The sequence below is a fragment of the Rhizobium nepotum 39/7 genome (assembly GCF_000949865.1).
In the GTDB taxonomy this organism is placed as follows: Bacteria; Pseudomonadota; Alphaproteobacteria; order Rhizobiales; family Rhizobiaceae; genus Agrobacterium; species Agrobacterium nepotum.
In genome coordinates, this window is sequence record NZ_JWJH01000011.1 from 43889 (window position 1) to 67602 (window position 23714).

The following is a 23714-nucleotide window of genomic DNA, read 5'->3' on the forward strand; positions in this document are numbered from 1 at the left end:
GGCTCAGTCCTTGACCACCGAAATATCGGGCGCGTCCACAGCCTTCATGCCGATGGTGTGGTAACCGGAATCCACATGGTGGATTTCGCCGGTCACGGCGGTCGAAAGGTCGGACAGCAGGTAAAGCGCCGACTTGCCGACTTCCTCGATGGAAACGGTGCGCTTCAGCGGCGCATTATATTCGTTCCATTTCAGAATGTAACGGAAATCGCCGATGCCGGAGGCCGCAAGCGTCTTGATCGGGCCGGCGGAAACGGCGTTGACGCGGATACCGCGATTGCCGAGATCGACGGCGAGATAACGCACGCTGGCCTCAAGTGCGGCCTTGGCCACGCCCATGACGTTGTAGTTCGGCATGACCTTCTCGGCGCCGTAATAGGTCAGCGTGATGATCGAGCCGCCGTCATTCATGATCGGCTCTGCCCGCTTGGCAATGGCGGCCAGCGAAAAGACGGAGATGTCCATGGTGCGGTTGAAGTTGTCGCGGCTGGTGTCGAGATAGCGGCCGGTCAGCTCGTCCTTGTCGGAAAAGGCGATCGCATGCACGACGAAATCGATCTTGCCCCAGTGCTTTTCCAGCCCGGCAAAAACCGCATCGATCGTCTCGAGGTCGGTCACGTCACAGTGGCCGGCCATGAAGGCACCCAGTTCCTGCGCCAGCGGTTCGACACGCTTCTTCAGCGCGTCGCCCTGCCAGGTGAGCGCGATTTCCGCGCCCGCGTCGGCACAGGCCTTGGCAATGCCCCAAGCGATTGAACGATTATTGGCGACACCCAAGATGATGCCGCGTTTGCCAGCCATAAGGCCGGATGCCTGAGCCATTTTGTGCTCCCTGATACTTTCGATTGATCCTGCCTATGGCATAGGCTGCAATCCTGTTCAAGATTGCCGGGGATCATCTACTGTTAGGGAGCGTAACAAAGGGTGCGTTGTCCCGCCTATTCGTGAAACTTTCACAAATACAGGCCTTCGCGCATATGCCGCATCAGGTCGGTCACCTTCTCATCCGGCTTTTCGAGCAGGATGATGCGCAGTTCGATGACGAGATCGCCATATTCGCCCTTGCCGTCGGCAAGGCCCTTGCCGGCAAGTCTGAGCACCCGATCAGAGCCGGACCAGGGCGGAATGGTAACGGTTTCCTCGCCAAGCGGCGTCCCGACCTTCGTTTCGCAACCCAGAACCGCATCACTGAGCGAGATCGGCAACGTCGTATGAATATCGAAACCGCGAAGGGAAAAGGCGTCGTCGCGCGCCGCCAGTAACGTCACGAAAAGATCGCCGCGCGCCATGCCGGGAAGTTTCAGCCCCTGTCCCTTCAGCCGCACCACATGGCCGTCGGTCATTCCGGGCTCGAGCTGGAAACGGGCGTCGCGTTCTTCACCAAGTGCTACGGTCACCCATTTGCGCTCCAGAAGGTCGGCGACCGTGACGGTGGCTTCCGCCGTGATATCGGGCGCCTTTTCCGGCGCCGGCTGGGCAGGACGGAAGCGGCGCACGAGCGCGCTGAAGAGATTGGTGGCAAGCGAGGCGGGGGCGGATTTGTCGTCGGCGGCACCGGGCTGTCCGGTTTCGCCGGCGCCCGGCATATAGCCTCTTGCGCCGCTGGCCGCAGCTTTTGCCGCTTCCGCTGCCTGCTGCACCTTGGGGTCGTTCTGCGCCTCGGCGCCAAAAATCCGCTCGACGATATCCTCGGCCGTTTCCGGCCGGCCGTCGGTTTTCTGGCCGGTCTGCGCCCTGTTGCGGGCATCCGCGCGGGCCAGTTCCTCCATCAGTTTTTCAGCGACCTTGGCGCGTTCGGCGGCCTCGCGTGCCGCCTCCCGCTGCTGCATGATGGTTTCGCCGCGCTGCTTTTTCTCGGCCGCCTTGCGGGCCTGATCGTAAAGATCGCGCTTTTTGGGGTCTTTCAGGAGGTCGTAAGCCTGCCCCACCTCGGCGAATCGCGCCGATGCGTCGGGATCGTCGCGATTGGCGTCCGGATGGACGGTTTTCGCCTTCGTGCGCCAGGCGGCCTTGATGTCCTCGTGGCGGGCGTCACGTTTCACGCCGAGGATGGAATACGGATCGCGCATGCGAAACACCAGTTACGTTGGCTCAGGCGTGTGCTGCCGCTCATGGCGCAATCCTGAAACAAACCCCTCCGAAAAGGGATGCCCGCGATCATTCGCCAGCACGCCCTCGGTTTACTCAACGTCGACTGTTGCAATAAGTTGCTAATCAGTTCTTTACGGGGACTGCGCGCTGCCGTGCGGCAGGCTTTATTCCCTGCACCAGGGTAAACAGTTTATTTCTGCTCGAAGCGGGTGAGTAACCATTCGCCGGTTTCCGACAGGCAGGCCTGTCCCGCATAGCTCGCAATGCCCTCGAAGGAGTGGCGCGTCGTCCTGAAATCGCGGCAGACGAAACCGCTGGATCTGTCTTCATGAATGGTGGTGACGACGCCGGCGCTGCCGGTTGCGGCATTGGCCCAGGGCAGCGGCTGGTCGGCAAGCTTGGTAAGATCGGCCGATGTTACCGCGTTGCGGATCGTCGCGTCGTCCGTCTGCTGGCCATTGTTCGGCTGGTTCGGAACGGAAGCGGTGGAAAGCGTGCGGTCGATTTTATCGCCGCCGAACAGATCAAGGCTGACGCAACCGCTCAGCACAACGAGCAATGACACGATGGCGGAAACTTCCGCTATCGACGAAAGGAGGCCCTTTGTTCGACTGTTCGACTTTGCTATGACGGTCACCATCTTTCACCAGAGATCATCTCTGGGGTCCAAATCAGCTCGGGAGTATTTTAGTCAATATGTCGGAAACGGGGTTAACATCCAGTGACTTCACGGAAGAAAATGAACCGTTCACACTTTTTGCCGAGTGGCTGAAGGATGCGACGGCTTCCGAAATCAACGATCCGAACGCGGTTGCGCTGGCAACCGTCGATGAAAACGGCCTGCCGAATGTGCGCATGGTGCTGCTGAAAGACGTGGATGATCGCGGCTTCGTTTTCTACACGAATTTCGAAAGCCAGAAGGGACGCGAGATTCTGGGCCAGAAAAAGGCGGCCATGTGTTTCCACTGGAAAAGCCTGCGACGGCAGGTGCGTCTGCGCGGCGAGGTGGAGATCGTCAGCGATGCGGAGGCGGACGCCTATTACGCCTCACGCCCGCGCGGCAGCCGCATCGGCGCCTGGGCGTCGAAGCAGTCGCGGCCGCTGGAAGGCCGTTTCGCGCTGGAAAAGGCCGTTGCCGAATATACCGCCAGATATGCGATCGGTGAAATTCCCCGCCCGTCCTACTGGTCCGGTTTCCGCATTCGCCCCGTCAGCATCGAGTTCTGGCACGACCGCAAGTTCCGCCTGCACGACCGCGTCGAATTCCGTCGCGAGACGCCGGATGAGCCCTGGTCCAAGGTTCGCATGTATCCGTGAAGGCGGCGGAGGCGGGTCGTTCTCCGGCCCGCCTATTTCAGCAGCGCATCGAACAGCGGCAGGCCGATGATGGCGGAAATGGCGATCAGGCCATAGCAGATGCGCCGGAATGCGGCTTCGTCGGCGAGCCCGTGCAGCCGCGCGCCAGCATAAAGACCAGCCCCGTAAAACGGCAGGGCCAGCAGGAAAAAAACCAGCACATCGGCGGTGAAAAGGCCACCGAGAAAATAGCTGGCAGCGGAAATTACCGTCGAAATCGCGAAATAGAGAATGACGTTGGCGCGCACGAAAGCCCCTTTGAGGGCGCCGCCAAGCCAATAAGCGACGATGGGCGGACCACCCAGTTGCGCAGCGCCTGAAAACAGCCCGGCAATAAGCCCGGTAAACAGGGTCAGCGGCGTTTTCGGCCGACCGCTGTAACGCCAGCCGGAAACCAGAAACACCAGCAGCACGACCACCACGGCGGAGATGATCCAGCGCAGGGTCAGGGGATCTCCGCTGGAAAGCAGGATGGTTCCGAGCGGCACGCCGACAAGCGCGCCAGCCGCCATGATGAAAACTTCCCGCCGGTCCGCCATGCGCCATGCGGGCGGTATCATGCCGAGTGTCAGGACGCCGTCCACCACCAGCAGAACCGCCGAAGCAACGCGTGGTCCGACGATGGCGCTGGCAAGCGGAATGAAGATGAGCGCCGCACCGAAACCGGAAAAGCCGCGGGCAAGGCCGGCGAGAAAGGCAGCGCCCGCAAACATCGCAAGCAGCGACGGACTATGCGCGGTGATGAGGGCTGAGAAAAAATCGAGCTGAGACATGGGTGACTGCACGGTTTCGAATGCCTTTTTCTATCCCGCATGCAGACGCCTGTCGCGGAAATTTCCGTTCACGGTCGTATGCGCCCTTTCGGGTCGACGTCGCCGGAGAATCGTGATTAGAGTTGTATCTCATGAACAAAGGATGAACAAATGCTTGCTGTCATGATGCGCCAGTTCGAAGAGGCCTCGCAAAAATACGCTGAGGAAAACGGGATCGTCCGCGATCCCGACTGGTACATGCTGAAGCTTCAGGAAGAGATCGGCGAGGTCACGCAGGCCTGGAACCGCCTGACGGGGCGGGGGAGAAGCAAAGGCAAAAGCGAAGACGAGATGAAGCGCGATCTCGCCGACGAAACCGCCGATCTCCTCGGCCATGTGCTGTTGCTGGCTCACCACAAGGGGCTGGATATTGCAGGTTCGATAGAGCGCAAGTGGCGTTTTACGCCGTCGGTATGACAGTTTGTGGAATGAGATTCGACCTTGGCGCTGCCTGCCACTGCCGCGATTATGAGAACGAGACGATAAAGAACAGAATTGCGAGAATGGCGGCTACCGGCGTCATGTACCGCCGCTCCGCACGGCTTCGCGACATTGCGTTCAATCCGATGCTCACCGCGAAATAGCAGGCGATGATCCAGATGCTGGGCTCGATCCAGTCTGCCGGCCAGAGACTGATGAAACCCGCCTTTTGCAGCGGAAAAGATGCGGCAAGGGCATAGATCGCGACAGATCCCACGCTGGCAATGCGTTGCGTGGCGGGCAGGACCCTGTGCTCGCCGCCCCAGGCGAAGCGACCGAGGGGCGCACCCGCCACAAGGACAATCTGAAATGCGGAAAGGGCGAGCAGTATAAGCGTCGCGAGCGACACGGCGACAAGCAGCATGACCACTCCGTTTATGGATGCGCCGACAATGAATTCTAACAGCATCGGCCTGTCAGCCGATATACGCGTCACCATAAAGACCAATCACTAAAGGCATGTGACGCGCTTTCACACCGCTGACGGCTGTGCATACTGCAGAAGGCTTGCCACCGCATGAAGGTCGCTTGAAACGGCGATGCATTTCTCCCGCATTTCGTCGGTCGGCGGCGCGACATCCGGCACCATGATCGTCATCATGCCCGCCGAGGAGGCGGAGCGGACGCCGTGCCAGGAATCTTCAAGCGCCAGGCAAAGGCCCGGATCGATGTCGAGACGCTTTGCGGCGGTCAGATAGGGCATGGGCGAGGGCTTCGGCGCGGTATAATCGCCGCGCGCGACGATGGTGTCGAAACGTCTGAGAAGATCGTAAGGGCCGAGGTGGCGCGTGACCGAATCGTGCCGCGAGGACGTGGCGATGGCGCGGCGGATGTCGAGCCGGTCGAGAAGATCGAGGATTTCGATGACGCCGGGTTTCAGCGCCACGCCTTCCGCCATCATCACGGCAAGATGCCGGAGCCATGCATCGCGGAAGGTATCGATCGGAAAATCCGCGCCATAATCGGCGAAAATGGTTCCGGTGATGACATCCCATGGGCTGCCGCAGACCTTCTGGTAGGTCTCGACCCGCATTCCGTGGCCGCCTTCATCTGACGCCGCCAGAAAGGAGTCGCGATAAAGCGCCTCACTTTCGATCAGCAATCCGTCCATGTCGAAAATGACAGCATGCGGGAGAAAAGGCAGCATGCCGGCTCAACCGAACCGGAAGGGGCGTTCGCCGAGGCTCTCGAACGGGCGGATCAGATAACCGTCCGGATCGGCCACGATAAATTGCCGGTTGCCGACTTCGACTGTCCCGCGCCGGTACCATTTTTCCTCCGGCGGCAGGAGAAGATCGATCGAGGCTCGCTCCAGCCGCGCCAGGATCGGCAACAGGGAAGGGACGGCGAGCTGCAGGTTCATGCCGCGACCCAGCGGAAATTCAAGCGCTGCATTTTCCGCCACGAAGGTCCGGGTCGCGCCGATCTGGTCGATCATCAGCTGCGCATCACCCAGCGCAAGGTAGGTGAAGCCCTCTTCGGCGCGCTCATAGGCCACATGAAAACCGATCAGGTCGCAATAAAAAGCGCGGCTTTTCTGCCAGTCGCTGACGGCAAGTTCCGGGACGAGGGCATTTCGTATGATGGTCATGGTCTCCTTTGCCGCGCAGGCCGGGCGATGGGAGAAGAGGCCTGTCGTGATGGGCGATCTTATCGTCTTCTCGGCGGCGTGCCAGAGGAATCCTCATCATGGCAGCCATGTGCGGTGCTACTGGCTGAGCTTGTCGCGGCAGGTTCAACGTTTCGCCGGCCGCAATTCTCCCTGCCGTCATGCCGGCCTTGAGCCGGTATCCAGCCAGCCCAAGTCCTTGGGCTGAAAAGACTTATCTCGACACGCGGACGCGTGTCGGCTGGATTCCGGCTCGAGGCCGGAATGACGGAGAACGATGCGCGCGTGTGGTACGTTCTCCAGAGCTGCAAACATCGTGAAGCGCAACTCCCGCACCCCGAAACTACGCCTTCGTGCCGCCAACGGTGATCTGGTCCATGCGCAGATGCGGCTGGCCGACGCCGACCGGCACCCATTGCCCGGCCTTGCCGCAATTGCCGATGCCCGTATCGAGCTTGGAATCGTTGCCGATCATCGAGACGCGCTTCATCGCGTCCGGTCCGTTGCCGATCAGCATCGCGCCCTTGACCGGCGCGCCGATCTTGCCGTTTTCGATCAGATAGGCCTCGGTGCAGCCGAACACGAATTTGCCTGACGTGATGTCCACCTGTCCGCCGCCAAAGGAAACGGCATAGATGCCTTTTTTGACCGAGGAAATGATTTCTTCGGGCGTCTTGTCGCCCGATAGCATGTAGGTGTTGGTCATGCGCGGCATCGGCACATAGGCATAACCCTGCCGGCGGCCGTTGCCGGTGGCTTTCGCGCCCATCAGCCGGGCGTTCTGGCGGTCCTGCATATAACCTACCAGCCTGCCGTTCTCGATCAGCACATTATAGGCCGACGGCGTGCCCTCGTCATCGACGGTCAGCGAGCCGCGACGGCTGTCGATGGTGCCGTCATCCACGACCGTCACGCCGGGGGCGGCGACCATCTCGCCCATCAGGCCGGCGAAGGCCGAGGTTTTCTTGCGGTTGAAATCGCCTTCGAGACCGTGGCCGACCGCCTCGTGCAGCATCACGCCGGGCCAGCCGGAGCCGAGCACCACATCCATGGTGCCGGCCGGCGCATCGATGGCGGTCAGGTTGACGAGCGCCTGACGCAGCGCCTCGTCGGCGCCGTGCTGCCAGCTTTCCGTGGTGATGAAATCACCGAAGCCGACACGTCCGCCAATGCCGTAGGAACCGCTCTCCTGCCGGTCGCCTTCGCCCGCGACAACGGAAATATTGATGCGGGTCATGGGCCTGACATCGCTGACCCGATGTCCGTCGGCACGCAGAATATCCACCACCTGCCAGCTTGCGGAAATCGTCGCCGTGACCTGCCGGACATTTGCGTGCCTGTCGCGCAGATAGGCGTCGATTTCGGTGAGAAGCTTCACCTTCTCCTCGAAGCTTGGGCTGCCGATCGGGTTTTCGTCGCCGTAGAGTTTCTTGTTGGTGCGCTGGGGTGCTGCGGCATAGGAACCGGAATAGCCCTTGGTGACCGCACCGACCGCATCGGCAGCCCGCTTCAGTGCGCTTTGCGATAGCTCACCCGCATGGGCATAACCGACCGTCTCGCCTGCGACGGCGCGAAGGCCAAAACCCTGGTCGGTGTTAAAAGAGCCACCCTTGAGACGGCCATTGTCGAAGGTGAGCGACTCCGCCTGGGCATGTTCAATGAACAATTCGCCATCGTCAGCCCCCGCGAGCGCCTCGCCGACCAGCTTGCGCAATTGCGTCTCGTCGCAATCGAAGAGTTTTACAAGGTCGTCGGTCATGGGAGGCTCCAAACTGAATAGTGTCTGGCAAGCATGTAGGATCGTGCGGCGCCGGTGGCAAGCCAAAGCGTGATGAGGCTTAGGTCAGCTTGAAAATGAAATGAATCACAATGAAAGCAGCAATGCAGATCCATACTTGATGGAGGATCATCGGGAATGCCAGCCGTGACCAATGATTGCTCGGATCAGGTGCTATGCGTTGCCAGTGAAAATAGGCAAGCTGGTTGCCAGATGTAACTGACAGAGCAAGCTCGATGCTTTGCCAATCACGTGGAGATTCGAAAAATATTCCTCTCGTGCGAGCATAACCCGCTATGAATGCAAATGCGACGTAACACAGGGCAACGCCGCAGATGAAGCGCGAGCTTGGCGATCTGTTTTCTCTCATGCTTTTCAGTAATGCCTAAAACTATACTGTCATAGTATAGTTTTTTCCTGAAAATGCAAGGTGTTTTACTCACGGAAGCGCGTCGTAGCCTTCGGCAAAGCCGGTCAGCTCGATCGGAATGCCGACACGATCCTGATCGACGGATTCACGCAGGGCGAAAACAGCGTTCTTGCCGGCGCGCAGAACCTTCAGCAGCTCGTCGTCGATATCGACCTCGACATAGCAGCCTTCGGAGAAGCAGCGGGTGAAATAGGCGCGGCCGATATTATTATTGTCGATATAAAGCTCCATGCCGTCCTTCAGGAGCACGCCGAGCGGCGCCAGGATACGCAGGATGCGCGACTTGCGGTCGGCAGTCTTCAGCACCACCACCGAAAGCCCCACTTCCGGGCGGTCGTCGGCGATCACGTTCTGCATCAGGGCGCACTGATCTTCGGACGCGCCGGCCGGCTTGTCGCAGATCACCGACCATGCGCCATGCGTCGACTTCGGCGTTCCGGGCGGCTGCTGTTGCGCCAGCGCCGATGCGGCGGGAGCGATGATGGCAAGACCGGCGGCAGCAAGAAAAGTGCGCGCGAGCGGGGAAAGACGCATGGATACCTCTGGGATTCGAATCAGTGCGGCTATTTTGACGCCATAATCCGGAAAAAAAAGCCTTGGTACCTCAATTCCAGCCGAGTTGGGCGGAAATAGGACGCATCCACCTGCACGAGCGCGTGATTTGCCCTCCCGGCAGCCGGTGTCCGGCGGCTAAAGCCGGTTGCGGAACCCGCTGGAAACCGGGTGAAACAAAGGGCCGCGCCGGTTTTTGACTGGTGGAAAGCGCGTCCGGCACATTCAGCCGGGTGCGGGACGTGGGAAACTCGGTCAAGGACGAACAATGGCGAATTTGCCTGTCGTCCGTGTCCTTACGCATATTGCGGCAGAGGACAAACTGTGGTTTGAAGTTGGTAACATAAGCATGGATTCTGCGTTTGTGATTGATCAAGATCAGACGTGTGAGGGAGAGGGTACCGTGACGAATAGGATTTACGCAGCACTGGCGGGGATGACCTGTCTGCTCACGGCTGTCGGCGCCCACGCCGATCAGCCGGTGCATTGGCAAATGGGCATGCAGGAGGCCGCCACGCCGATCATGCACGAAATACGCTGGTTCGAACAATATACGCTCTGGTTCATTGTTCCGGTTACGCTTTTCGTTCTTGCGCTGCTCGTCATCGTCGCTTTGAAATTCCACGCCGCGAAAAATCCGGTGCCTTCCAAGACCAGCCATAATACGGCGATCGAGGTGGTGTGGACGCTTGCGCCGGTTCTCATTCTCATGTTCCTCGCTTTCCCCTCGTTCAATCTTCTGAACGCGCAGCTGACGCAGCCGGAAAACCCGGACCTGACACTGAAGGCGACGGCGACGCAGTGGCTCTGGAGCTACGAATACAAGGCCGCTGAGGGCGCCGAGCCGCTCTCCTTCGACAGCTACCTGCTGAAGGAGCAGGACCGCGCGGCTGCGGGCAAGGAGGACAAGGCCCGCTATCCACGTCTTCTTGCCGTAGACAATGAAATGGTCGTTCCTGTCGGCAAGACCGTTCGCCTTCTGGTGACGGCGGCGCCGACCGACGTGATCCACGCCTTCGCCATGCCCGCCTTTGGCGTCAAGATCGACGCCGTTCCGGGCCGCCTCAACGAAACATGGTTCAAGCCGGAGAAGGAAGGCCTTTATTACGGCCAATGTTCCGAGCTTTGCGGCAAGGACCACGCCTTCATGCCGATCGCCATTCGGGTGGTTTCCGAACAGCAGTACAACGCCTGGCACGCCGCCGCCGCTTCTGATCTGAACGGCGCGAACCGGGCGCTGATGGCCTCCGTCGATGGCGCTCCGCGCACGGTCGACGTTGCCGCCAACGAAACCAACTGACACCTGGAGTGACGACAATGGCTGGACCTTCCGCACACGACGATCATCACTCGCATGGTCATTCCGCTCAAGATGCGCACGCTCATGACGATCATTCGCATGACGCGCATCATTCCCATAAGCCGGGCTTTTTCGCCCGCTGGTTCCTGTCCACCAACCATAAGGACATCGGCACGCTCTATCTGATCTTCGCCATCATGGCGGGCATCATCGGCGGCGCGCTTTCGGTTGTCATGCGCATGGAGCTGCAGGAGCCTGGCATCCAGATCTTCCACGGTCTGGCCTCCATGGTTTACGGCTTCGAGGGCGATGCCGCCATCGACGGCGGCAAGCACATGTTCAACGTGTTCACGACAGCGCATGCGCTCATCATGATCTTCTTCATGGTCATGCCGGCGATGATCGGCGGCTTTGCCAACTGGATGATCCCGATCATGATCGGCGCGCCGGATATGGCTTTCCCGCGCCTCAACAATATTTCCTTCTGGCTGATCGTTCCGGCCTTCATTTTGCTGCTCATGTCGCTCTTCGTCGAAGGTCCGGCGGGCGGTTACGGCGTGGGTGGCGGCTGGACCATGTATCCGCCGCTTTCGACCAACGGCATGCCGGGACCGGCGGTGGATCTTGCGATCTTCTCGCTGCACATCGCCGGCGCGTCCTCGATCCTCGGCGCGATCAACTTCATCACCACCATCCTCAACATGCGCGCTCCGGGCATGACGCTGCACAAGATGCCGCTTTTCGCCTGGTCGGTTCTGGTCACCGCATTCCTGCTGCTGCTGTCTCTGCCGGTTCTGGCGGGTGGCATCACCATGCTTCTGACCGACCGCAACTTCGGCACGGCATTCTTCTCGCCGGAAGGCGGCGGTGATCCGATCCTTTACCAGCACCTGTTCTGGTTCTTCGGCCACCCTGAAGTGTACATCCTGATCCTGCCCGGCTTCGGCATCATCAGCCACATCGTGTCCACCTTCTCCAAGAAGCCGGTCTTCGGTTATCTCGGCATGGCCTATGCCATGGTCGCCATCGGCGCGGTCGGCTTCATCGTGTGGGCGCACCACATGTACACGGTCGGTCTTTCGCTTGAAGCGCAGCGTTATTTCGTCTTCGCAACCATGGTCATCGCGGTGCCGACGGGTATCAAGATCTTCTCGTGGATCGCGACGATGTGGGGCGGTTCGCTGACCTTCTCGACCCCGATGATCTGGGCGATCGGCTTCATCTTCCTGTTCACGGTCGGCGGTGTTACCGGCGTCCAGCTCGCCAATGCCGGTCTCGACCGTTCGCTGCATGACACCTATTACGTGGTGGCGCACTTCCATTACGTGCTGTCGCTCGGCGCTGTCTTCGCGATCTTCGCCGGCTGGTACTACTGGTTCCCGAAGATCACCGGCTACATGTACAACGAGTTCATCGGCAAGCTGCATTTCTGGGTGATGTTCGTGGGCGTGAACCTGATCTTCTTCCCGCAGCACTTCCTCGGCCTTGCCGGCATGCCGCGTCGTTACATCGATTATCCCGACGCCTATGCTGGCTGGAACCTGGTGTCTTCCTATGGTTCCTATATCTCGGCTGTTGCCGTGTTGATCTTCCTCTTCGGCGTTTGGGAAGCCTTCGCCAAGAAGCGGGTCGCCGGCGACAATCCATGGGGTGAGGGTGCGACGACGCTCGAATGGCAGCTGTCTTCGCCGCCGCCTTACCACCAGTGGGAACAGCTTCCGCGCATTCGCTGAATGCCGGACCGGAAGGCGCGGGCAGGGCTCGCGCATTCCGGTGGCTGAAAAAGGGATGGCATGGCCTCGTTTCATGCCGTTTCCCGCATCTGAAGGCCTATCCGGTGGCGTGAGGCATTTTGTCCAAGCGAACCTGGACGCTCGACGTGATAAATGCCAAGTGCTGGGCTAGGATGGCATTGGTCGCTTTTATTCCGGTGACAGCCGCAAAGAACAAATCAAGGCGCCGCGCATGCCGAAAACGACATCAGGTTTTCGGGCCGGTGCAAGGGATGCCGCGACAAGCGGCGTCCGAAGGAAAACAGGACAGGACATGACCGTTATCGACAATCGCGAGATGCTTGGCGTGGAAAGCTCCGAACTTTCGGAAGCTGGCGCGCGCGATTATTTCGAATTGCTGAAACCGCGCGTCATGTCGCTCGTCGTCTTCACGGCGTTTGCCGGCCTCGTGCTGGCGCCGGGCCATATCAACCCGATCCTCGGTGTCATCGCCATTCTCTGTATCGCCGTTGGCGCGGGTGCGTCCGGCGCGCTCAACATGTGGTACGATGCCGATATCGACGCCGTGATGAGCCGCACCGCCAAGCGGCCGATCCCATCGGGCCGCGTCGCACCGGGCGAGGCGCTCGCCTTCGGCCTCACGCTCTCGGCCTTTTCGGTGGTCATCCTCGGCCTTGCGGTCAACTGGTTCTCCGCCGGCCTGCTCGCCTTCACCATCTTCTTTTACGCCGTCGTTTATACGATGTGGCTGAAACGCTCGACGCCGCAGAACATCGTCATCGGCGGTGCCGCCGGCGCTTTCCCGCCCATGCTCGGTTGGGCCTGCGTCACCGGCGGCGTTTCGCTCGACAGCGTCATCCTGTTCCTCATCATCTTCTTGTGGACACCAGCGCATTTTTGGGCGCTGGCGCTGTTCAAGATGCGCGATTACGGCTCCGTCGGCATTCCGATGATGCCGAACGTGGCGGGCGAACGCTCCACCAAGAACCAGATGATCGTTTATGCCGTTCTGACTGCTGCCGCGGCCGTCGCGCCATATTTCACCGGTCTGGCGAGCATCGGTTACGGCATCTTCGCCACAGTGCTGAGCGTGATCTTCGTCTACTGTTCGCTCGATGTCCGGCGCATGCCTGATGGTGACGAGAAGATGCTGCCCGCCAAGAAGATGTTCGCCTATTCGGTGCTTTACCTCTTCGCCATCTTTTCCGGCCTGTTGGCCGATCATTTCGCTCCGGCCCTCAAGGCCGTGATTTCGGGAGTTCTTTAATGGAAACGGTGGAACTGAGCGCGGCGCAGAAAAGATCGAGACGTGGGCGCAATATCGCGCTCGGCGTCCTGCTCGCCGGTCTGGTGGTGCTGTTTTACGTCATCACCATCATAAAGATCGGCTCGCATTGACGGCCTGACGTCGAGTGCATGACCGGAGGAGAGGGGGAGGACATGGCGAATATTGGAGCAGACAAGGCAACGGCCGGCACGCAGCGGGTGAGCAATCGCTCCATCCTCGTGCTCTGTGTCGTTTTTTTCTGCGGCATGATCGGTATGGCCTATGCCGCCGTTCCGCTCTACAGCCTGTTCTGCCGCGTCACCGGCTATAACGGCACGACGCAGCGCGTCGAGCAATATTCCGACGTCATCCTCGACAAGACCATCAACGTCACTTTCGACGCCAATACGTCGAACGGTCTCAACTGGGATTTCCGCCCGGTCGACAGGCAGGTCACGCCGAAGATCGGCGAAACGGTGCAGATCAACTTCAAGGCGACGAACCGCTCACCCGTGGCGACCACGGGCACGGCGGTCTTCAACGTCACGCCCATGGAAGCGGGCGCCTATTTCAACAAGGTGGAGTGTTTCTGCTTCACCGAAACGACGCTGCAGCCGGGCGAAACGCTCGAAATGCCGGTGGTGTTCTTCATCGATCCGGATATCGCCACGGCGCGCGAAACGAAAAGCATTCATACTTTGACGCTGTCCTATACGTTTTATCCGGCCAAAACCGAAAAACCGGTTGCGTCCTTGCCGGTAAAGACTGAATCTGGCGAAAGCAAATTGTGAGAGGAGACTCGGGCCTTTTCAGTAAGGCCGGGTCAGGGAAAAGACATTCGGGGATTGTCGCACATGGCAGATACGCATCAGAAGAACCACGACTACCACATCATAGATCCAAGCCCCTGGCCGCTTTTGGCCTCGATCGGCGCCTTTATTCTGACCTTCGGCGGCGTCTGCTACATGCGTTACCTGTCGGCCGGCTCCTTCAAGCTGTTCGGTATGGAACTGGCCAATCCCTGGCTGTTCTACATCGGTCTCGTCATCGTGCTTTATGTCATGTACGCATGGTGGGCGGACACGATCAAGGAAGCCAATGAGGGCAGCCATACCCGTGTCGTCGCGCTTCACCTGCGCTACGGCATGATCATGTTCATCGCCTCGGAGGTGATGTTCTTCGTTGCGTGGTTCTGGGCCTATTTCGATGCCAGCCTGTTTCCGAATGAGGCCATTCAGGCGTCCCGCCTCGAATATACCGGCGGGCAATGGCCGCCGAAGGGCATCGAGGTCATCGATCCCTGGCATCTGCCGCTCTACAACACCGTCATCCTGCTGCTTTCGGGCACCTGCGTCACCTGGGCGCACCACGCCCTGCTGCACAATGACCGCAAGGGCCTGATCAGCGGCCTCGCGCTGACCGTCGCGCTCGGCGTCCTGTTCTCGACCGTGCAGGTCTACGAATACATGCACGCCCCGTTCGACTTCAAGAACTCGATCTATGGCGCGACCTTCTTCATGGCGACCGGTTTCCACGGTTTCCACGTCTTCGTCGGCACGGTGTTCCTGCTGGTCTGCCTGTTCCGGGCCATTGCCGACGGTTTCACGCCAACGCAGCATTTCGGCTTCGAGGCCGCCGCCTGGTACTGGCACTTCGTCGACGTCGTCTGGCTGTTCCTGTTCTTCGCCATCTACATCTGGGGTGGCTGGGGCGCGCCGGTGCACGGGTAATTGCTCCAGATAGTGCGCCGAGGTTTCGGGCAGGGCTATCACCTGTGAAATGAGAGGACGCGGCCGGTCTTCTTCTCCCCGGTGGGGAGAAGGTCGCGGCAGCGGGATGAGGGGCAAGGCTCACGAATCCCGAAAGCTCGCCCCTCATCCGACCCTTCGGGCCACCTTCTCCCCGGTGGGGAGAAGAAACCAAGGTGCAACGACGAGCAACAAGCGATTGCTTGTGTTTGGGAGCGAGCTTCCCGCACGCTCGGCGTCATCCTCGGGCTCGACCCGAGGACCCACTGCGCCGCCGATCTGGATCCTCGGGTCAAGCCCGAGGATGACGGAGGAGGGAGGTTATCCTTCGTCAACACTTCACGGGCGGCGATGTCGCCCTCGTGCTTGAGCCTCTTTCCAGCAGAGGGTTTGCAAGCTGAAGCGGGAGATCTCACCATGTCTGAACAATCGAACGGCAATTTCGCGCCCGTCGACCCCATCAAGGTGGGCTTAAAAGGCTGCTGCCCGCGTTGCGGCAACGGCCGGTTGTTCGATGGCTTCCTGACCCTGAAACCCGCATGCAGCGCCTGCGGGTTGGATTACGATTTTGCCGATGCGGGCGATGGCCCGGCCGTATTCGTCATGCTGATCATGGGTTTTCTGGTCGTCGGGCTGGCGCTCTGGTTCGATCAGCGTTTTGCGCCGCCCGTCTGGGTGCATGTCATGCTCTGGTTGCCGTTCACGGTGATTGTCTCGCTCGTGCTGCTGCGCAAGCTGAAGGGGATCATGATTGCCCTGCAATACCGCAACAATGCAAGCGAAGGCAGGCTTGATCGTGAATGATGTTTCCCACATGAAGACGGCGGAAAGACACATCTGGTTCGCCGCGCCGCTCGTCCTGCTCGCACTCGCCATCCTTCTCGGGCTCGGCACATGGCAGGTGAAGCGGCTCCATTGGAAAGAGGCCCTGATTGCCGATATCGAGGAACGGTTGAGTGCAAGCCCGGTGCCACTCTCCGAAATCGAGGCGATGGCCAAAAGCGGCGGCGATATCGAATATCGCAGGGTCAGTCTTTCCGGCATTTTCGACCATTCCCGCGAGCGGCATTTCTTCGCCACCCATCAGGGCAGAACCGGTTATTACATCTATACGCCGCTGTCGCTTGCCGATGGGCGCATCCTTTTCGTCAATCGCGGCTTCGTGCCCTTCGAGATGAAGGAACCGGCCAAGCGGCTTGACGGGCAGGTGGCGGGCGAAGTGCAGATCAAGGGGCTGGCGCGTGCGCCGCTTGTCGCAAAACCGTCTTCCATGCTGCCGGATAATGATATCGCCAAGAACATCTTCTACTGGAAGGATCTGGCGGCGATGGCCTCGAGCGTCGATATCCCGCCCGGCCGGCTGGTCAACCTGTTCGTGGATGCCGATGATGCGCCGAACCCCGGCGGCTGGCCGCAGGGCGGGGTGACGCTGATAGATTTGCCCAACAATCACCTGCAATATGCGATAACGTGGTATGGTTTGGCGGCGGCCCTTGTCATCGTCGCCGGTTTTGCCTATTTCCGGAACGTTAAGGCGCAAGGTGACTAAACCGCGCCCGGTTCGGTAACGCTGGTTATCGAGCAAGGGCGAGGAGCAGGCCAAGGAGCACGAATGAACATCGCCGTTTCCAAACCCCCTTTGACGATAAGGCTGTGCGGACCGCGCGGCTTTTGCGCGGGCGTGGACCGGGCGATCCAGATCGTGGTGCTGGCGCTCAAAGCCTATGGCGCGCCGGTCTATGTCCGCCACGAAATCGTACATAATCGCTATGTGGTGGAAGGGCTGGAAGCCAAGGGCGCAGTTTTCGTTGAAGAACTGCATGAAATCCCCACCGAACATCGCGAGCAGCCGGTGGTCTTTTCCGCCCACGGCGTGCCCAAATCCGTGCCGGAGGATGCGCAGGCGCGTAACCTGTTTTATCTCGATGCGACATGCCCGCTGGTCTCCAAGGTTCACAAGCAGGCCATGCGCCACCAGCGTCTCGGCCGCCATGTCGTGTTGATCGGCCATGCGGGTCACCCGGAAGTCATCGGCACCATGGGCCAGCTTCCCGAAGGCACTGTCTCGCTGGTCGAAACGGTGGAAGATGCCGGTCGTTATGAGCCGGTGGACCGCGAAAACCTCGGTTTCGTCACCCAGACGACGTTGTCGGTGGATGATACCGCTGGTGTTATCGCGAGGTTGCAGGAACGTTTCCCCGCCATTCAGGCGCCCGCCGCCGACAGCATCTGCTACGCAACGACAAACCGTCAGGATGCGGTGAAGCAGGCGGCCCCTGGCTGTGATCTGTTCATCGTGGTCGGTGCACCCAATTCCTCCAATTCGAAGCGGCTGGTGGAAGTGGCGCTGCGCGCTGGCGCAAAACACTCCGTGCTGGTGCAGCGGGCAGCGGAAATCGACTGGGATGCGATCGGCGATGTCAGCACCGTCGGTCTGTCAGCCGGCGCTTCCGCGCCTGAGGTCATCGTCGATGAGATCATCGAAGCCTTCAAGGCGCGTTTCGACACGACGCTCGATCTGGCTGTCACGGTTGAGGAAACGGAACATTTCCTCGTCAACCGCGAACTGCGCAGTATTGAACTGACGACGGACGACATGGCCTTCGTGAACGGCAATGCCAGCAACGCGCTCCCGCCGAAAACCGCCGCCGGTGCCTGAAACGGGATGGCGATAAATGTGGGCGGTTTCCGCCTCGCATCCGTCATTCTCACCCCGGATTTTCACTCCATCCTTCATCAAGAGATTTGAAATTGGCAGTTTATACGGACATCACCGAAGATGATCTGAGGAATTTCCTCACGCAATACGACGTCGGCAGCCTCACCTCCTATAAGGGCATTGCCGAGGGCGTCGAAAACTCCAATTTCCTGCTGCACACCACCAGGGACCCGCTGATCCTGACGCTTTACGAAAAGCGCGTGGAAAAAAACGACCTACCGTTTTTCCTCGGCCTCATGCAGCATCTGGCCGCCAGGGGCTTGTCGTGCCCCTTGCCCCTGCCGCGCAAGGACGGGGAATTGCTGGGCGAATTGTCGGGCCGCCCGGCGGCGTTGATCTCCTTCCTTGAAGGCATGTGGCTCCGAAAGCCGGAAGCGAAACATTGCCGGGAAGTCGGCAAGGCTCTGGCCGCCATGCATCTCGCCGGCGAGGGCTTTGAGATCACGCGCCCCAATGCGCTCTCCGTCGAGGGCTGGAAGGTGCTGTGGGACAAATCGGAGGCCCGCGCCGACGAGGTGGAGAAGGGCCTGAGGGATGAAATTCGTCCCGAACTCGACTATCTCGCCGCCCATTGGCCGAAGGATTTGCCCGCCGGCGTCATCCATGCGGATCTGTTTCAGGATAACGTGTTCTTCCTCGGTGACGAGCTTTCCGGCCTGATCGATTTTTACTTCGCCTGCAACGACCTGCTCGCTTACGACGTGTCGATCTGCCTCAATGCCTGGTGCTTTGAGAAGGATGGCGCCTACAACGTCACCAAGGGCAAGGCGCTGCTGGAAGGCTACCAGTCTGTGCGGCCGCTGAGCGCCGAGGAACTGGATGCGCTGCCGCTTCTGGCGCGCGGTTCGGCGCTGCGCTTTTTCCTGACCAGACTTTATGACTGGCTGACGACGCCGGCAGGCGCGCTGGTGGTGAAAAAAGACCCGCTGGAATATCTGCGCAAGCTGCGGTTCCACCGCTCCATCGGCCATGTCGCCGAATACGGGCTGGTCGGCGAATGAAACACGTCGATATTTTTACCGATGGCGCCTGCTCCGGCAATCCCGGTCCGGGTGGTTGGGGCGCGGTGTTGCGTTATGGCGAGACCGAAAAGGAATTGTCCGGCGGCGAAGCCGACACCACCAACAACCGCATGGAATTGCTGGCGGCTATCTCGGCGCTCAATGCGCTGAAAAGCCCTTGCGAGGTCGATCTTTATACCGACAGCGCCTATGTCAAGGACGGCATCACCAAGTGGATTTTCGGCTGGAAAAAGAAGGGCTGGAAAACCGCCGACAATAAGCCGGTCAAGAATGTCGAGCTGTGGCAGGCGCTGGAGGCGGCGCAGGAGCGCCACAAGGTCACCCTGCACTGGGTCAAGGGCCATGCCGGCCATCCGGAAAACGAGCGCGCCGATGAATTGGCGCGCAAGGGCATGGAGCCTTTCAAACGCCGGTAACGGAAGCCTGCTCTATTCGGGGCAAGTCTTGACCGGGGCCACTCTTGACCGGGGCATGTTTTAATCGGGACAGGCCCTGATCGGGGATTGTGAAAACTGAAACCCGATCTATCTTGTCGTCAAACAGTTGGACGGCGTTCCAACGGAGGAGAGACATTCGGATGATCCTGCATTGTGTATTTCTACGGTTCAAGGCCGCGACGGCATCCTCTGAAAAACAGGCGGTATTCGAGGCGATTGCGGCCCTGAAGGACGTGATACCCGGCATAATTGACGTGAAATACGGCCAGAATGTTTCACCCGAAGGCCTGAACGGCGGCTTCGTCGATGGCTTCATCGTGACGCTGGAAAGCCCGGAAGCCCGCGACGAATATCTCGCGCACCCGCAGCACATGGAAGTCGGGCAACGTCTGGTCTCGCTGACCGATGGCGGCCTGGCAGGGCTTCTGGTATTTGATATGAACGTGTGAAAAAGGGCGGTTCGACCGCCCTTTAATCTGTCCTTTGCTCCATGCCCGAGGATGGAGACGTAGAGGTGGCTTAAAGCTGCTCGATCATCGCCGCTGCGGCCGAGACCGTCGCCTGACCGGGGTTTTCTTCCACGTTGAGCGATGTTACCACACCGTCTTTCACCAGCATCGAATAGCGCTTGGAGCGCACACCGAGGCCGCCGCCGGAGAGATCGGCGTCGAGACCGAGCGCCTTGGTGAAGGCGGCGTCCCAGTCGGCGAGGAAGTGGATTTTGCCCTGGCCGCCGGACGATTGCGCCCATGCGCCCATGACGTGCCAGTCGTTGACGGAGACGACGGCGATGTCATCCACGCCTTTTGCGAGAATGGCGTCGCGGTTTTCGAGATAGCCCGGCAGGTGGTTCAGCGAGCAGGTGGGGGTGAAAGCGCCGGGCACGGCGAAAAGAACCACCGTCTTGCCGCCGAAAAGCTGATCGGTGGTGGTTTCCACCGGGCCATCGGCCGTCTTTTCCTTGAAGGTTGCGGAAGGCAGTTTTTCGCCGATCTTGATGGTCATGTCCATGCTCCTGTGGCCGTTCGGTTCGCGCGACTATAGAGCAACGAAACGAAACGTGTCATCCGGTTTTCTTGGGAAATTCCATGCCTGAAATGGCCGCGCGGACACGGCCGCCGAACCGCTCACGGCTTTGGAAAATTGAGCATCGTTTCCATGGCCCGGTCGCCGGATTTGACCAGAATGGGCCAGCTGTTGCCCTGCACCTGATAGGTTTTCGGCAGGCCCTTGATGTTCATGTAGAAGGATAGCTTGCGCCTGTCGCGCACCATGTTCTGCGGTTCGTAATAGGCAAAACCCGAGGGGCCGGCGATGAATATCTCGGTTTCCTTAGGTGCGTTTTCCGGTAGTTGCAGCTGCACGCCGAGCATGGTCTTGTCGGGCGTGATGTGGAAATCGACGACCTTGAAATCGTCGGATGCGGCTTCGGGCAGCGTCTCGCGCGCCTCTTCCAGCAATCGCCGTTCCTCGTGGTCGTCACCGCCGGCATTGCCCCGGTCGATCGAAAACGTCGCCTCGAAGGGGATGCAGATATTCTGGCAGACACCGATGAAGGCGGTGAGGTCGATTTTCCCGCTCGCCGATGTGTCGGCGGCTTTCAGCTGAAAGGGAAGGCTGACGGCGTGATCGTAGCCGATATCGGTAAGCTCGCCGTTTTCGATGAGCTTCGGAACGGGGTAGGCCATGGAGATCAGGCTCACGCCGCTTGCCGGATCAAGCGTGATCTTCGGCGGTATGCCAGCTTCGCCCGGTTCGCGCCAATAGGTTATCCAGCCGTCTTTCGGCTCGATTTGCAGCACGCCGCGCACCACGCCGTCGCCATCCATGGCAAGGCTTGCCACGCGCATCTGGCCGCCCTCGCTTCTGGCCCAGTCGGTAATTTCCGCCTGCGCGGCATGTCCGCCACCGAGGAGGACGGCAAATGCGGCCGCGAGGCGAAGATGTGAAAATCGAAAGAATGTCCTGACGCTCATTCTTCCCGTCTAACCCAACATCGTCCGGTGAACCAGTTACGAATTCGTGCGGTTCATCATTTTCGGTTGATTGATCGGGCGCTATGCCGCATCCTGTATCTCGTCGAAGTGCGAACGACGTTTTCCGTTCAATGACGGAATTCGGTCTGCTGGAGGCGACGGTGAGCTTTTCAACGCTGATGGACAAACGCGAACGTGGCTTTCTCGACAGCCAGTTCCTCATCGCGATGCCGGGACTGGACGACGGTAATTTTGCCCGTTCGGTGATTTATATCTGCGCCCATTCGGACGCCGGCGCCATGGGCTTCATCATCAACCGGTCGCAGCAGATCACCTTTACGGATATTCTGCTGCATCTGAAACTGGTGGACAGCAACGACGCCATCATGCTACCCAACCGCACTCGCGAATTTCCGATCCAGTGCGGCGGCCCGGTCGAGTCCGGCCGGGGTTTCGTGCTGCATTCGGATGATTATCTGAGCGAATCCAGCATTCCGGTCAGTGACGACATTTCGCTGACGGCGACGCTGGATATCGTCCGCGCCATTTCCAATGGCCGTGGCCCGCAAAGGGCAACCATGATGCTCGGCTATGCGGGCTGGGGTCCGGGCCAGCTGGAAAACGAGATCGCCAACAATGGCTGGCTGAATTGCCCGGCTGCGGAAGAGCTGATTTTCGACCGTGGACTGGACAATAAATATGAACGGGCGCTCGCGCTGATGGGTATCGACCCCCGCATGCTTTCTGCGGATGCCGGACACGCCTGAATTTGCACGCCTGCATTTCTGCCGCCGCCAGGCGCGTGCCGGCGGGAACCAAACCTTGTCCCTCACGTTAGTCACCCGGAAAGCCGACAAACAGTTTGGCTCAACCAGGGAGTAACGACATGGGTAGCACATCCGACAGAATTGCCGGTAAAGCCAACGAAATTGCCGGCAAGGTCAAAAAGAGCGTCGGTGAAGCGACCGGCAATAACCAGTTGCGCGCCGAGGGTGCTGCCCAGGAAACCAAGGGCAAGGTCCAGAGCACCGTCGGCAAGGCGAAAGACGCCGTCAAGGGCGCAGTCGATCGCATGTGATGTCGCCAGGTCCGCCTGAGGGACGCCATGGAGCGCATGTGTGTTGCACATGCGCTCCAGTCGTATGGGATGCCGGAAGGGCGGTCACAGTGTTCACATTGATATCGTATGCTTGCCGCCAGCCAGCCGATCCATCGTAAGGGTTTCATGAATGAAGCTTTTTTCCTGCGCCTCCTGTGGCCAGCCGGTCCATTTCGATAATCGTTTCTGCGTCTCCTGCGGCCATCGTCTGGCTTTCGTGCCGGAGCGCCTCTCCATGGAAGCGCTGGCGCCTGCGGGCGAGCCGAATTGGCAACTGGTCGCCCAGCCGGAAAAACAGGTGCGTTTTTGCGCCAATGAAGCGAACGACATCTGCAACTGGTCGGTGCCGGCGGAAAGCTTCGACGCCTTTTGCCCGGCCTGCAGCCACAACCGTCTGGTGCCGGATATCACGACGGATGAGGGCATAGAACAATGGCGGGGCATCAGCCAGGCGCAACGGCATTTGTTTTATTCGATGCTGCGGCTCGGCTTGCCGCATCCGAACCGGGATGCCGATCCGGTCGGAGGGCTGGTCTTCGACTTTCTGGTCGATGCGGTCGCGCCAGACGGCTCGGTCATTCCCGCCATGACCGGTCACGACGAGGGACTGATCGCCATTCGCGCGGCGGAAGTGGACGATGCGACGCGCGAGCAGGTGCGTGCCAACATGAACGAACCCTATCGCACCATGCTCGGCCATTTCCGCCATGAGGTCGGACATTTCATCTGGAACAAGCTTGTTCGTGACCAGAACCGGTTAGAGGCCTGCCGCGCAATATTCGGCGACGAGCGCGAGGATTATGCAGCGGCCCTGCAACGCAGTTACCGGCAGGGACCGCCCCCCAACTGGCAGGAAACCTTCATAAGCGCCTATGCCTCCGTCCACCCCTGGGAGGATTTTGCCGAATGTTTCGCGCATTATCTCCACATCGTCGACACGCTGGAGACCGCGTGCGCCTTCGGGGTGGCGATCGATCCGGACGGACACGAGGAAATGGCGGCGGAGGTCACCTTCGATCCCTACAATGCCCGTAGTGCCGCGCAACTGGTCAGGGCCTGGATTCCGCTGAGCGTCGCCATCAACTCGATCCAGCGCAGCATGGGGGAGGCGGACCTCTACCCCTTCGTGCTGGCGCCGCCAGTGGTGACCAAGATGGAGTTCATTCACGACCTGCTGCATGGCAGGGTCGCCGCGGACTGGCCGTCGCCGATGCAGCAGTCTGTGATGGTTCAGTGAATACTCGATACGCGGGTTGAAAAATCCGCGTCGCAGCGGCGACCGAATACTTTTCTTCGGTGGTCATCC

The 23714-nt window shown here is 59.9% G+C and carries 28 protein-coding genes; 17 read left to right on the forward strand and 11 right to left on the reverse strand.

The window, feature by feature from the left end:
* Positions 1 to 3: 3 nt before the first annotated feature.
* The 3 genes from fabI to RS75_RS12775 all read right to left on the reverse strand — a co-directional run bounded on the left by fabI (position 4) and on the right by RS75_RS12775 (position 2656).
* On the reverse strand, positions 4 to 822 hold the full coding sequence (fabI, locus tag RS75_RS12765; RefSeq protein ID WP_045020986.1) for an enoyl-ACP reductase FabI: 819 nt from the start codon (positions 820 to 822) through the stop codon (positions 4 to 6).
* A gap of 131 nt (positions 823 to 953) precedes the next feature.
* Positions 954 to 2069 carry a DnaJ C-terminal domain-containing protein gene (locus RS75_RS12770; protein ID WP_045020988.1) on the reverse strand — a complete coding sequence of 372 codons (1116 nt, stop codon included), beginning with the start codon at positions 2067 to 2069 and terminating at the stop codon, positions 954 to 956.
* A gap of 212 nt (positions 2070 to 2281) precedes the next feature.
* Positions 2282 to 2656: an RT0821/Lpp0805 family surface protein gene (locus RS75_RS12775; RefSeq protein ID WP_267884617.1), complete on the reverse strand. Its 375-nt coding sequence runs from the start codon at positions 2654 to 2656 to the stop codon at positions 2282 to 2284.
* A 131-nt stretch (positions 2657 to 2787) separates the two neighbouring features.
* Here RS75_RS12775 and pdxH point away from each other — a divergent pair, with 131 nt between their 5' ends.
* Positions 2788 to 3408: a pyridoxamine 5'-phosphate oxidase gene (gene pdxH / locus RS75_RS12780; protein WP_045020989.1), complete on the forward strand. Its 621-nt coding sequence runs from the start codon at positions 2788 to 2790 to the stop codon at positions 3406 to 3408.
* Between the two features lie 32 nt (positions 3409 to 3440).
* Here pdxH and RS75_RS12785 read toward each other — a convergent pair whose 3' ends face one another.
* Positions 3441 to 4220, reverse strand: a complete 780-nt coding sequence (locus RS75_RS12785; protein WP_045020992.1) for a sulfite exporter TauE/SafE family protein — start codon at positions 4218 to 4220, stop codon at positions 3441 to 3443.
* Positions 4221 to 4370: 150 nt separating this feature from the next.
* Between RS75_RS12785 and RS75_RS12790 the strand changes: the two genes are divergently transcribed.
* Positions 4371 to 4676, forward strand: a complete 306-nt coding sequence (locus tag RS75_RS12790; RefSeq protein WP_045020993.1) for a pyrophosphohydrolase domain-containing protein — start codon at positions 4371 to 4373, stop codon at positions 4674 to 4676.
* Positions 4677 to 4725: 49 nt separating this feature from the next.
* Here the strand turns inward: RS75_RS12790 and RS75_RS12795 are convergent, their stop codons facing one another.
* The 5 genes from RS75_RS12795 to RS75_RS12820 all read right to left on the reverse strand — a co-directional run bounded on the left by RS75_RS12795 (position 4726) and on the right by RS75_RS12820 (position 9089).
* A complete protein-coding gene (locus tag RS75_RS12795) occupies positions 4726 to 5103 on the reverse strand; it encodes a hypothetical protein (RefSeq protein WP_045021170.1) in 378 nt (125 codons plus the stop codon).
* Between the two features lie 108 nt (positions 5104 to 5211).
* On the reverse strand, positions 5212 to 5886 hold the full coding sequence (locus RS75_RS12800) for an HAD family hydrolase (protein WP_045020995.1): 675 nt from the start codon (positions 5884 to 5886) through the stop codon (positions 5212 to 5214).
* A gap of 6 nt (positions 5887 to 5892) precedes the next feature.
* Positions 5893 to 6330, reverse strand: a complete 438-nt coding sequence (locus tag RS75_RS12805; protein WP_045020997.1) for a bleomycin resistance protein — start codon at positions 6328 to 6330, stop codon at positions 5893 to 5895.
* Positions 6331 to 6691: 361 nt separating this feature from the next.
* Positions 6692 to 8107, reverse strand: coding sequence for a metalloprotease TldD (gene tldD, locus RS75_RS12810; RefSeq protein WP_045020999.1), 1416 nt, complete (start codon positions 8105 to 8107; stop codon positions 6692 to 6694).
* A gap of 457 nt (positions 8108 to 8564) precedes the next feature.
* On the reverse strand, positions 8565 to 9089 hold the full coding sequence (locus tag RS75_RS12820; RefSeq protein WP_045018257.1) for an invasion associated locus B family protein: 525 nt from the start codon (positions 9087 to 9089) through the stop codon (positions 8565 to 8567).
* Between the two features lie 454 nt (positions 9090 to 9543).
* On the opposite strand from RS75_RS12820, the gene coxB reads away from it, so the two are divergent.
* The 12 genes from coxB to RS75_RS12880 all read left to right on the forward strand — a co-directional run bounded on the left by coxB (position 9544) and on the right by RS75_RS12880 (position 19782).
* On the forward strand, positions 9544 to 10407 hold the full coding sequence (gene coxB / locus RS75_RS12825; RefSeq protein WP_045021004.1) for a cytochrome c oxidase subunit II: 864 nt from the start codon (positions 9544 to 9546) through the stop codon (positions 10405 to 10407).
* Positions 10408 to 10424: 17 nt separating this feature from the next.
* Entirely contained in the window at positions 10425 to 12140 is a 1716-nt protein-coding gene (gene ctaD, locus RS75_RS12830) for a cytochrome c oxidase subunit I (RefSeq protein ID WP_045021005.1), read from the forward strand.
* Between the two features lie 313 nt (positions 12141 to 12453).
* Complete coding sequence (locus tag RS75_RS12835; protein WP_045021006.1) at positions 12454 to 13407, forward strand: heme o synthase; 954 nt, start codon at positions 12454 to 12456, stop codon at positions 13405 to 13407.
* Entirely contained in the window at positions 13407 to 13538 is a 132-nt protein-coding gene (locus RS75_RS27315) for a hypothetical protein (protein WP_045021008.1), read from the forward strand. Before RS75_RS12835 ends, RS75_RS27315 begins: the two co-directional genes overlap by 1 nt.
* 42 nt (positions 13539 to 13580) lie before the next feature.
* Positions 13581 to 14198 carry a cytochrome c oxidase assembly protein gene (locus tag RS75_RS12845; RefSeq protein ID WP_045021010.1) on the forward strand — a complete coding sequence of 206 codons (618 nt, stop codon included), beginning with the start codon at positions 13581 to 13583 and terminating at the stop codon, positions 14196 to 14198.
* 63 nt (positions 14199 to 14261) lie between these two features.
* Complete coding sequence (locus tag RS75_RS12850) at positions 14262 to 15137, forward strand: cytochrome c oxidase subunit 3 (protein ID WP_045021012.1); 876 nt, start codon at positions 14262 to 14264, stop codon at positions 15135 to 15137.
* A gap of 435 nt (positions 15138 to 15572) precedes the next feature.
* Complete coding sequence (locus tag RS75_RS12855; RefSeq protein WP_045021014.1) at positions 15573 to 15959, forward strand: DUF983 domain-containing protein; 387 nt, start codon at positions 15573 to 15575, stop codon at positions 15957 to 15959.
* Positions 15960 to 15969: 10 nt separating this feature from the next.
* Complete coding sequence (locus tag RS75_RS12860) at positions 15970 to 16704, forward strand: SURF1 family protein (RefSeq protein ID WP_045021172.1); 735 nt, start codon at positions 15970 to 15972, stop codon at positions 16702 to 16704.
* Positions 16705 to 16767: 63 nt separating this feature from the next.
* A complete protein-coding gene (gene ispH / locus RS75_RS12865) occupies positions 16768 to 17814 on the forward strand; it encodes a 4-hydroxy-3-methylbut-2-enyl diphosphate reductase (protein WP_045021016.1) in 1047 nt (348 codons plus the stop codon).
* Between the two features lie 92 nt (positions 17815 to 17906).
* On the forward strand, positions 17907 to 18875 hold the full coding sequence (locus tag RS75_RS12870; protein WP_045021018.1) for a homoserine kinase: 969 nt from the start codon (positions 17907 to 17909) through the stop codon (positions 18873 to 18875).
* Positions 18872 to 19312, forward strand: a complete 441-nt coding sequence (rnhA, locus tag RS75_RS12875; protein ID WP_003511799.1) for a ribonuclease HI — start codon at positions 18872 to 18874, stop codon at positions 19310 to 19312. The genes RS75_RS12870 and rnhA overlap by 4 nt, the downstream gene beginning before the upstream one ends.
* A gap of 161 nt (positions 19313 to 19473) precedes the next feature.
* Positions 19474 to 19782 (forward strand): Dabb family protein, encoded by a 309-nt coding sequence (locus RS75_RS12880; protein WP_045021020.1) that lies wholly within the window; start codon positions 19474 to 19476, stop codon positions 19780 to 19782.
* Positions 19783 to 19852: 70 nt separating this feature from the next.
* On the opposite strand, the gene RS75_RS12885 is transcribed toward RS75_RS12880, so the two are convergent.
* Together RS75_RS12885 and RS75_RS12890 are read right to left on the reverse strand one after the other, a co-directional pair.
* Positions 19853 to 20338: a peroxiredoxin gene (locus RS75_RS12885; protein WP_045021023.1), complete on the reverse strand. Its 486-nt coding sequence runs from the start codon at positions 20336 to 20338 to the stop codon at positions 19853 to 19855.
* Positions 20339 to 20460: 122 nt separating this feature from the next.
* On the reverse strand, positions 20461 to 21309 hold the full coding sequence (locus RS75_RS12890) for a protein-disulfide reductase DsbD domain-containing protein (RefSeq protein WP_045021024.1): 849 nt from the start codon (positions 21307 to 21309) through the stop codon (positions 20461 to 20463).
* A 161-nt stretch (positions 21310 to 21470) separates the two neighbouring features.
* Between RS75_RS12890 and RS75_RS12895 the strand changes: the two genes are divergently transcribed.
* The 3 genes from RS75_RS12895 (at position 21471) to RS75_RS12905 (ending at position 23645) form a co-directional block, all read left to right on the forward strand.
* Positions 21471 to 22076: a YqgE/AlgH family protein gene (locus RS75_RS12895; protein WP_045021174.1), complete on the forward strand. Its 606-nt coding sequence runs from the start codon at positions 21471 to 21473 to the stop codon at positions 22074 to 22076.
* 119 nt (positions 22077 to 22195) lie between these two features.
* Positions 22196 to 22387, forward strand: coding sequence for a CsbD family protein (locus RS75_RS12900; protein WP_045021026.1), 192 nt, complete (start codon positions 22196 to 22198; stop codon positions 22385 to 22387).
* 151 nt (positions 22388 to 22538) lie between these two features.
* A complete protein-coding gene (locus tag RS75_RS12905) occupies positions 22539 to 23645 on the forward strand; it encodes a zinc-binding metallopeptidase family protein (protein WP_045021028.1) in 1107 nt (368 codons plus the stop codon).
* Positions 23646 to 23714: the final 69 nt, after the last annotated feature.